This is a genomic window from uncultured Dialister sp., assembly GCF_900538805.1.
Classification (GTDB): Bacteria; Bacillota; Negativicutes; order Veillonellales; family Dialisteraceae; genus Dialister.
In genome coordinates this window covers 30,457-39,114 of record NZ_UPZP01000010.1, presented here as the reverse complement: position 1 = coordinate 39,114, position 8,658 = coordinate 30,457, and the positions used below count along the sequence as shown (strand labels likewise).

6 protein-coding genes and 2 tRNA genes are annotated in these 8,658 nt (G+C 52.4%); 5 read left to right on the top strand and 3 right to left on the bottom strand.

Annotated elements, in window-relative coordinates:
• Positions 1–360: 360 nt before the first annotated feature.
• Entirely contained in the window at positions 361–930 is a 570-nt protein-coding gene (locus QZQ29_RS02135; protein WP_296959008.1) for an NADPH-dependent F420 reductase, read from the top strand.
• 111 nt (positions 931–1,041) lie between these two features.
• Positions 1,042–1,464, top strand: coding sequence for an Rrf2 family transcriptional regulator (locus tag QZQ29_RS02130; RefSeq protein ID WP_296959006.1), 423 nt, complete (start codon positions 1,042–1,044; stop codon positions 1,462–1,464).
• Positions 1,465–2,429: 965 nt separating this feature from the next.
• On the opposite strand, the gene QZQ29_RS02125 is transcribed toward QZQ29_RS02130, so the two are convergent.
• A complete protein-coding gene (locus QZQ29_RS02125; protein WP_296959004.1) occupies positions 2,430–2,627 on the bottom strand; it encodes a hypothetical protein in 198 nt (65 codons plus the stop codon).
• A gap of 33 nt (positions 2,628–2,660) precedes the next feature.
• Between QZQ29_RS02125 and QZQ29_RS02120 the strand changes: the two genes are divergently transcribed.
• Positions 2,661–2,744 (top strand) — tRNA-Leu (locus QZQ29_RS02120).
• A gap of 57 nt (positions 2,745–2,801) precedes the next feature.
• Here the strand turns inward: QZQ29_RS02120 and QZQ29_RS02115 are convergent.
• Positions 2,802–3,971 (bottom strand): iron-containing alcohol dehydrogenase, encoded by a 1,170-nt coding sequence (locus QZQ29_RS02115; RefSeq protein WP_296959001.1) that lies wholly within the window; start codon positions 3,969–3,971, stop codon positions 2,802–2,804.
• A 311-nt stretch (positions 3,972–4,282) separates the two neighbouring features.
• Between QZQ29_RS02115 and mscL the strand changes: the two genes are divergently transcribed.
• Both mscL and QZQ29_RS02105 read left to right on the top strand, forming a co-directional pair.
• A complete protein-coding gene (mscL, locus tag QZQ29_RS02110; RefSeq protein ID WP_296958999.1) occupies positions 4,283–4,714 on the top strand; it encodes a large conductance mechanosensitive channel protein MscL in 432 nt (143 codons plus the stop codon).
• Between the two features lie 937 nt (positions 4,715–5,651).
• Positions 5,652–5,737: transfer RNA gene (locus QZQ29_RS02105), tRNA-Leu, on the top strand.
• Between the two features lie 89 nt (positions 5,738–5,826).
• Here the strand turns inward: QZQ29_RS02105 and QZQ29_RS02100 are convergent.
• Positions 5,827–8,622, bottom strand: a complete 2,796-nt coding sequence (locus QZQ29_RS02100) for a heavy metal translocating P-type ATPase (RefSeq protein WP_296958997.1) — start codon at positions 8,620–8,622, stop codon at positions 5,827–5,829.
• Positions 8,623–8,658: the final 36 nt, after the last annotated feature.

Genomic DNA, 8,658 nt, shown 5'->3' with positions numbered 1-8,658 from the left:
GAAATCTCACTCCAAAATGAGACAAGCCACACTGTGACGGGAGATCTCTCGACTCAGAGTCTCAATAGAGCCAAATATCTTTGCCCTCATATCGACATGCAGCTCCGCTCGAGATGACAATTCGGAGAACAGCTTAATGTCATTTTGAGAATTTTTTTGAATCTATAGGCGAAGCGTAAAAAGGGCTGTGAAGAAATGATTTACATTTCTCACAGCCTTTTATATTTGTCAAAAATAATATGAAAAAATTCGATATAGCAATTGACAAGAACGAAAATGTTTGATATAGTATTTGTAACGAAGAAGGTTACAAATGCACAGCTAAGCTGATTTCATTGATTACAGAAAGAAGGAATTCACATGGAAATTACAATTTTTGGCAAAGGCAATATGGGAAAAGCCATCGGCGGCAATTTTGAAAAGGCAGGACAGAAAGTCACTTATGCAGGCCGCGATTTCAAGGACCCCCTGGGCGACGTGGTGGTGCTGGCCGTTCCCTACGGTGCCGTAGACAGCATCCTTTCCGCCCATAAGGAAGAACTGGCAGGCAAAGTGCTGGTGGACATTACAAACCCCGTGAACTTTGACACCTTCGATGGTCTGGTAGTACCGGGAGACTCCTCCGCAGCCGCTGAAATCCAGACGAAAGTGCCAAAGGCCCTTGTGGTGAAGGCCTTCAATACCACCTTTGCCGGTGTCCTGGCAGCAGGCAGCGTGGGCGGCAAGGAACCCACCGTGGTGCTGGCGGCTTCTGACTCTGAAGAAGCGAAGAAAAAGCTGGCTGAAGCACTGGAAGGAAGCGGCCTTTCCGTAGTGGATGCAGGATCCCTGAAACGGGCCCGTGAAATGGAAGCCCTGGGATTCCTGCAGATTTCCCTGGCAGCCAGGGAAAAGATTTCCTGGACCGGCGGTTTCGCAGTGATTCATTGATTCCTTTCATAAGCTGTCAAGAAGGCGGGCTCCGTGCCCGCCTTACTTTTATGCCGATAATCTGCTATGATAAATGTAAAATACAGGTTTCTGTGAAATCAAGGAGGTACCATGCAGATTTCCAGTCAATTTACCATTGCTATCCATATGCTTTCCTATATCGCTCTTTACCAGCATAAGGAAAAAGTCACCAGCGACGTGCTGGCCGCAAGCATCGAAGTGAATCCGGTCATCATCCGCCGTCTCCTCTCCCGCCTCAAAGGAGCAGGCATGATTACCGTCTACCGCGGCACCGGCGGCACCTTCCTGGCCAAAGAGCCAAAGGACATTACCCTCTTTGATGTCTATGAGACGGCGGAAAATCTGAAAGAAGAAGGCCTCTTCCACTTCCACGAACACCCCAATCCCAAATGCCCCGTGGGCAGAGACATCCACCGTGCCCTGGACGGCCGGCTCCACGAAGCCCAGAAAGCCATGGAAGAAAAACTGGCATCCTTCACCCTGGCAGACGTCATAGGGGATATAAAAGTGTGAATTTTAGTGGGCTGGGGGGCTGGTGTGCTGGTGAGCTAGTGGACTAGTTTGAGACACTATCGGCACGTACCGAGATTCTTCGCCTGGGGTCAGAATGACGATGGGGCGGGAAGGTTAGTGCGTAATGCGGTCTGTCTGACGTCTGATTTCTGACTTCTATTGTCTAATCCACGCCCCTATCCTCCGTCGCCTACGGCGCCACCCGCTGGCCGGGCATTAAGGTGTTCGCTTTATGTGCAGGCTATGCTCACATAATAGCCCGGCTCAGAAGTCCTCTGCAGGACTTCTGCCTGTGGAAGGGGGCTTTTGCTCTACGTTATGCAGCACTGGAGACACCAATGTAAATTCCGTAACGTAAGGCTCCTTCCTCAGGTGGCAATCCTGCATAGGATTGCCAAGTCGGGCAAAGTTGGCCCTGCGTAGGATAACAATGGAGCAGCATCATCATTCTTAACCTCGTACACCCTTTGCCTCTTCGAGGCGTTCCCCTCAAGGGGAAACGAGAAATTTAGAATCGCCTTCCTTTTATTTGCCCGACCGGAATGGAGCTGCCCGATAGGGCTGAGGATAGGTCCGAATATTTGGAAGATACTTTTGTCCCAAATCAGGCCCTTTCAGGGCCTCGGCCTTTCTGCGAAAGGCCGCTATCATCCGTCGCCTACGGCGCCACCTTCTTCCAGAGGAAGAAGGCTTTCTCACTTCGCCATGAAGCACAGGAGACACAAGGTAAATCCCGTAACGCTGTCTTTATACTCATCGCCGAAGGCGATACCACCACCCTTTGAACCTTATGAACCTTTTGAACCCTCTGAACCTTCACGCCCATCAGGGCGTGTCCATAAGCCGCCACCACAACCCTTGGGCCCGAAGGGCCCATCAAACTTTAGAACCCTCCGGCCAAAGGCCGGTCAATCTTAAGAACCTTGCGCGCCCGACGGGCGCCCCGACAAAAAATTTATACCTGTTTATAGAAAAACACTATCATACTTTTTGATAAATTTTCTCAAAAAAGGTGTACAATAGAGATGCAGGAAAGCCTGCCGGTTTCTTATGATTGGCAAAAACAGTTCCCCCCAGCAAGAAAGATCTATTTTATCATCCTCCTCCAAATCCGGGAACTGTTTTTCTTTTCCCTTTTTACGGCATCCGATTTCTTGACCCAATCGGGGTTCTCCTATATAATAGAATCTATCCATGCGAGCGTGGCGGAACTGGTAGACGCACAGGATTTAGGATCCTGCGCTTTGTGCATAAGGGTTCGAGTCCCTTCGCTCGCACCAAAAAAGCTTAGAAGCCTTTTGGCTCCTAAGCTTTTTATCTTGGAAATTTCTATTTCCTCAGAAAGTCACCGGTTTCCCGTAGTAGGCGCATTCCAGGATGCGGCCCATGGTTTCGTCGTCCACCTTCCGCGGATTTTCCGGGGTGCAGGCGTCGAGGACGGCGTTGTGGGCGATGGAGTCCTTCTTTTCCAGGTACAGTTCCTCAGGAACGCCGTAATCTTTAAGGGACAGAGGAATATCCATCATGCGGTCGAAGCGGCGGATGGCGTCTTCATAGGACAGCACCAGCTGGGCGTCGGTGTGGCCTGGAAGACCTACCACGCGGGCCAGGTCAGCGTAGCGGCCCATGCAGGCTTTCTTATTGAACTGGATCACATAGGGCAGAAGGATGGCGTTGGCACAGCCGTGGGGAATGTGGAACACGGCACCGATTTTATGGGCCAGGGAGTGGGTGATTCCCAGAAGGCCGTTGGAGAAGGCCATGCCGGCCAGGCACTGGGCAATATGCATTTTGCCCCGGGCTTCCTTATCGCCGTGATAGGACTCCAGAATGTTATCGAAAATGTCAGAAACCGCCTGCTTGGCCAGGGGATCCGTGAAGCCATTGGCACAGGTGGAAACGTAGGCTTCCGTGGCGTGGGTAAGGGCGTCCATACCGGTGTGGGCAGTGAGCTTTTTCGGCATGGTAAGCGGAATATCCAGGTCCAGAATGGCCAGATCCGGGGTGAGGTTGAAATCGGCCAGTGGATACTTGATGCCTGTGGAATAGTCCGTAATGACGGAGAAGGAAGTGACCTCCGTGGCGGTGCCGGAAGTGGATGGAATGGCCACGAAAATGGCCTTCTGCCTGAGCGGCGGCAGGGAGAATGGTTTCTTCACGTCATCGAAGGTGAGTTCCGGATGTTCATAGAAAACCCACATGGCCTTAGCTGCATCAATAGGGGAGCCGCCGCCGATGGCCACAATCACGTCGGGCTGGAATTCACTCATGGCGCTGGCCCCTTCTTTGACGGCCTCGATGGAGGGATCCGGAGCAATGCCTTCCATAATGCGGGTTTTAAGGCCATTATCCTGCAGCACCTTTTCTGCTTTCTGCAGGAAACCGCCCCGGCGCATGGAATGGCCTCCGGTGCAGATAAAAGCTTTCTTATGGCCCTTCAGCACAGCCAGCTTTTCAATGGCCCCATAGCCTACGTAAATATCTCTTGGCAGTGTAAAACGGAACATGAAAATCTCCTCCTTTTCAACAAAGCTTCCGGCCCCGGGGATTCCCCAGCTCCCGGCATCCGGGCCGGCCCTCATTCAATTTTAATTCCATATATATTATATCGCCTTTAGGGTTAGGCAGATACATTCTTGTGAAATCGGCATAACTATTTGATTAGATATGACTAATAGTCATTATTACAGGCATGGCGGAAAAGAGGAAAAAGAGGAAATTCCGTTCAAAATTCTGTTGTGCTTCCGGTGGAAACTGTGATATAGTGGGATAAGTATTTCAAACGGTATTCTCTTCATGAGAAAGGAGCTTCTATTTCATGGGTATGCTCAAAGAATTCAAGGATTTTGCTCTTCGCGGCAATGTGGTAGACATGGCAGTGGGCGTTGTCATCGGGGCCGCTTTCGGAAAGATCGTTTCCTCCCTGGTCAGCGACATCATCATGCCGCCTTTGGGATACATTCTGGGAGGCATCGACTTCTCCAACCTTTTCCTCCCCCTGTCCCGTGTGCCGGTTTCCACCATTGCGGAAGCCAAGGAAATGGGAATCCCCGTCATTGCCTACGGCCAGTTCCTGAATAACGTCATCGACTTCCTCATCGTGGCCTTCGCCATCTTCATCGTGGTGAAGCAGATTAACCGCTTCTTCCCAAAAGCACCGGCCAAGGAACCAAGAAAGTGCCCCTACTGCAAAGAAGTCATCGCCGACGACGCTACCCGCTGCCCTCACTGCACAGCGGAATTGAAGTAATAGTATAGAAAAAGGTTCAGAGGGGAAGGGTTGACAGCCGCTGCGCGGCTGAAGGTTGTGGCCGCCTAACGGCGGCAGGTTGTGTAGAAAGGTTGTGTTCGCTGCGCTCAGGGGGAAGGTATCGCCTTCGGCGATGAGTATGTATACCGCTTCGCGGTCCCTTTCCCGCCGTACTCGTCATTCTTACCCCGGGCGAAGAATCTCGGTGCATGACGTTAGTGGCACAGCAGCCGTTAAATGCCAGTCGGCGGGAAGGGGCGCCAGACGTTACGTGCGTGCCCTTTACGTCTTCATTGCCGCATGGCGTAGAGTTAAAGCCCCCTTCCACAGGAAGGGGGTGGCCCCTAAAGGGGAAACGACTCACTATGATTTGCGCGTCGCTATCGCTCCTTCAAATCATGTTCGCTGTGCACGCCGCAGGCGACGGAGGATAGGAGCGTCAGGTCCTTTGCTAAAAAGATTCGGACCTATCCTCAGGGCTTCGCCCAGCTCCTTCCTGAGGAAGGAGCCTTACGTTACGGGATTTACTTTTGTTTCACCAGTGCTGCATGACGAAGAGCCAGAGCCCCCTTCCACAGGAAGGGGGGCGCCGTCAGGCGACGGAGGATAGGGGCGTGGAGTGGACGATAGAAGTTAGAAATCAGACGACAGAAGACGTTACGCGCCTTGCCTTCCCGCCTTCATCGTCATTCTGAGCCGTAGGCGAAGAATCTCGGTAAGAATCGTAAGTGTCAGAAACATGGTTAAATACCAATCGGCGGGAATTCGGTGTTCCTCAACCCTATCACCCATCTTCTTCCTGAGAAAAGAGAGCTTACAATTCATCACATGCCGCAGTGCTAACCCCAATCCCCTAATTCCCTGTCCCGCTCCCCACTTATCTCCCACTTTTTCATTGACGATACATGATTCCGTATGATAAAATAATTACCGATATGCCGGAGTGGCGGAATGGCAGACGCACCAGACTCAAAATCTGGCGATGGCAACATCGTGCGGGTTCAAGTCCCGCCTCCGGCACCACAAAGACCAGCCTTTATGCAGGCTGGTTTTTATTTTTCCAAAATAAAAGCCGTGAAGCGGTTTCCCGCTTCACGGCTTTTTGGATTTCCTTATTTTTCAATGCCCACGAAGGTGTAGTCCTTGTCTTCGATGGCCTTTTTGATGTCTCCATCGGCCACTGCCTTGTCCAGGGTGAGGACGGCGGTGCCTTTTTCGTGGGATACGTCCGCCTTTTCCACACCGTCCAGAGCTTCCAGGGCTTTCTTGACGGTGGCTTCGCAGTGATTGCACATCATACCTTCGATTTTAACTGTTTCTTTCATGTTTGTTTCCTCCTTTGGAAATATGATTTCTTTATATTCATAATCCGCCTTGGCCAGCGCTTCTTTCATGGCTGCTTCGTCGGGTTGTGAGCTGTATGTAATGGACACGCGGCCTGTTTTGTGGTCCGCCTGTGCCCTGGTAATGAAGGGCAGGGATTCCAGTGCTTTCTTCACGTGGTTTTCGCAGTTTTCGCACATCATGCCTTCCACCAAGAGTTCCGCCCTGTTTCCTTCTTTCTTTTCTTCTGCAGGCTTCGGTTTTCCGGAAATTGCTTTCCAGTCCGGAATGGTGACCATCTTTTTCTTTCTATCGCTGGATGCATTCCGGAGGTTGAAGAGGTTCAGCCGGAGGGCGTTCATGCAGACGGTGAAACTGGAGAGGGACATGGCGGCGGCGCCCCACATGGGATTCATGCGGATACCGGGATAGAGGCCGGCGGCCATGGGGATGAGGAGCACGTTGTAGGCGAAGGCCCAGAAAAGGTTTTCGTGAATATTTTTCAGTGTCTCTCGAGAAAGGCGTACTGCCGCCGATACGTCGGTGAGGCGGGAGTTCATGAGTACAATGTCGGCGGAGTCGATGGCCACGTCGGTGCCGGCGCCGATGGCAATGCCCGTATCCGCTTTCACCAGGGCCGGGGCGTCATTGATGCCGTCGCCCACCATGGCCACCTTTCCATAGGCCTGAAGCTTCCTGATGACTTCTTCTTTCCCATCAGGAAGGACGCCTGCAATTACATGGTCCACGCCGGCTTTTTTGGCAATGGCAGCGGCGGTTTTTTCATTATCGCCGGTGAGCATGACCACCTGGATGCCCATGGCCTCAAGTTCTTTGATGGCCTTGGGAGAGTCTTTTTTAATCACATCGGCCACCGCAATGAGACCAAGCAGTCTGCCATCCTCTTCAAAGAAGAGGGGCGTCTTTCCTTCTTCCGCCAGGGTTTCCGCCTTCTCCCTGAGTTCTTTGATGGAGGTCAAAGTGGAAATATAGGAGGAAGAGCCGCCGTGGAGTTTCTTTCCTCCAAGGCTGCCTTCCAGTCCATGGCCGGAGAGGATTCTGAAGTCGGTGAGAGGAAGGGCTTTCACACCTTTCCGATTTCCATCATTCACCACTGCCTGCGCCAGGGGATGCTCCGATTTCACTTCCAGGGCGTAGGCCTTTTCCAGAAGTTCCTTTTCCGAGACTCCTTCTGCCGGAATGATATCGGTGACCTCCGGTTTTCCTTCCGTAATGGTGCCGGTTTTATCCATGACGGCGATATTGATTTTCCCTGCATTTTCCAGGGCTTCGCTGGTTTTGAAGAGGATGCCGTTTTTAGCACCCATGCCATTGCCTACCATAATGGCCACCGGTGTTGCCAGACCCAGGGCACAGGGGCAGGAAATGACGAGGACGCAGATGGCGTATTCCAGGGCCGTGGAAACAGGAGCGCCCAGCAGGGTCCAAAGAATGAATACAAGGATGGCAATGAGAATCACCGCCGGAACGAACACCGCCGATACTTTGTCCGCAATGCGGGCGATGGGAGCCTTGGTGGCAGCAGCATCGCTGACCATGCGGATAATCTGGGCGAAGGTGGTGTTCTCCCCTACCCGAAGGGCCCGGGCGCGGATATACCCGCTGGTGTTCATGGTGGCGGCGCTCACCGAATCGCCGGGTTTCTTGTCCACCGGCACCGATTCGCCGGTTAAGGCGGACTCGTCCACCGCCGTTTCACCATCCAGGATTTCACCGTCCACCGGCACCGATTCGCCGGGTTTCACGATGAATATATCTCCTGCCCGCACTTCTTCCACGGGAATGAGGGATTCCTTTCCCTCCCTTTCCACCAGCGCCGTTTTCGGTGCGATTTTCATAAGGCTCTTCAATGCGTCGGTGGTACGTCCCTTGGAAATGGACTCCAGGAGTTTCCCTACAGTAATGAGGGCCGGAATCATGGCGGCGGACTCAAAGTAAAGCTGGTCATGGTACAGAGGCATAATATCCATATTGGACGCCCCTTCCGTTATGAGCCAGGTCATCTTATAGAATACGTAGAGGGACCACACGAAGGAAACAGAGGAGCCCAGGGCCACCAGGGTATCCATATTGGGGCTGCCGTGGAAAAAGGATTTGAACCCCGATGTGAAGAAGGCATGGTTCACTGCCATCACAATGAGGGCCAGAATCATTTCCGTTAAAGCAATGCCCAAATGGTTGTGGTCAAGGAAAGAGGGCACCGGAAATCCCAGCATGTTGTGGCCCATGGTAAAGTACATGAGGATGAAAAGGAAAATGATGGAAAGGAGAAGCCTTCTTTTCAGCTTCGGCGTTTCATGGTCCTCCAAAGCCTCCTTTTCCGCTTCCAGTTTGGACATGCCCCTCTCGGAGGCGCCCATGGGTTTGGCGCCGTAGCCTGCCTTTTCCACCGCCTTCACCACGTCCGAGGCAGGTGCGCTTCCTTCTACGGCCATGGAATTGGTGAGGAGGGATACCGTCACCTTGTCCACCCCCGGTACTTTGCTCACCGCTTTTTCCACATGGGCCTGGCAGGCGGCACAGGTCATGCCGGTCACCACGTATTGGCATTTATTCTCACTCATTGAATCACCATCTTTCATGATATGACCGATGAAATT

Excerpts from the sequence above, each read along its gene's own strand:
- QZQ29_RS02135 (WP_296959008.1), top strand. The coding sequence starts at position 361 with ATGGAAATTACAATTTTTGGCAAAGGCAATATGGGAAAAGCCATCGGC.
- QZQ29_RS02130 (WP_296959006.1), top strand. The coding sequence starts at position 1,042 with ATGCAGATTTCCAGTCAATTTACCATTGCTATCCATATGCTTTCCTAT.
- QZQ29_RS02115 (WP_296959001.1), bottom strand. The coding sequence starts at position 3,971 with ATGTTCCGTTTTACACTGCCAAGAGATATTTACGTAGGCTATGGGGCC.
- mscL (WP_296958999.1), top strand. The coding sequence starts at position 4,283 with ATGGGTATGCTCAAAGAATTCAAGGATTTTGCTCTTCGCGGCAATGTG.
- QZQ29_RS02100 (WP_296958997.1), bottom strand. The coding sequence starts at position 8,622 with ATGAGTGAGAATAAATGCCAATACGTGGTGACCGGCATGACCTGTGCC.